The 928-nt window shown below is 24.6% G+C and carries 1 protein-coding gene; it reads right to left on the bottom strand.

Translation table 11 applies throughout. The features are described from left to right. Positions 1-6 precede the first annotated feature (6 nt). Entirely contained in the window at positions 7-639 is a 633-nt protein-coding gene (locus G3997_RS03555) for a DNA-3-methyladenine glycosylase (RefSeq protein WP_296648197.1), read from the bottom strand. Positions 640-928: the final 289 nt, after the last annotated feature.

Below are 928 nucleotides of genomic sequence, written 5' to 3'. Positions count from 1 at the left end.
TATTATTTATTTTACAGATACATATTTATTGTCTTTTATATAAAATCTCCATAAATAATCTTTAGCTTCTTCAGCATAATCTATATTCACCCTTTTAGATTCTACTACCTCAAAGTCATCATCAGAATATACCTTTTCTCCATTTTCATCTATGTAAAAATCACTTATATAAAGATCACTATCTAATATAAATTTAGAATTAAAACTTCTATCTATTTCTAATGCCATACAAAGCTTTCCTGGCCCATTAGTTATATTTTTCTTTTGATAACTATTAAGTTCTGTGTAATCCTTTTTATATCTATTAAACGATATCTTATCAAAWCCTTTTATAGGCTCTACTGCCCTTATTAGCACACATTCTGGTATATTTTCAACATTGGCTGATAAATTTAGACAATTGTACATCCCGTAGATAAGATATACATATATATGCCCACCTTCTAAATATAATGGTTTTGTTCTATCCGTTTTTTTATCATTATATACATGTGCTGCCTTGTCTTTTATCCCCATATATCCTTCAGTTTCAACTATTTTAGTTACAATTTGTGTATCATTATATTTTCTTATTAAAAACTTTCCAAGTATATTTTTAGCAACATATAGTCCATCGTTATTAAAAAATTTCTTGTCCAAATTATCACCTCTAATAAATGCTATATGAACTATTATATCCTAAACTATAAAAAATAAAAAAGCTACCCTATAAGAATATAAGGTTAAAATTATAATCAATATAGTGTAACGTTTATATTTCAATCTTTAAGTTTGATTATATATAATCAAATAATATAATCAAACTAGAATTACAATATAAAAACCACATCCATATACTTATTAATAGTAAATGAATGTGGTTTTTATGTTACTTTGCTAAACTACTCTCAAGTTCGCATTATATTAATAATACGAATGTAAAAATAAT

This window comes from Romboutsia sp. 13368, assembly GCF_018336475.1.
Lineage (GTDB): Bacteria > Bacillota > Clostridia > Peptostreptococcales > Peptostreptococcaceae > Romboutsia.
Note: the sequence above shows the minus strand (reverse complement) of the source record. Positions and strands in the feature narration are given on the sequence as shown.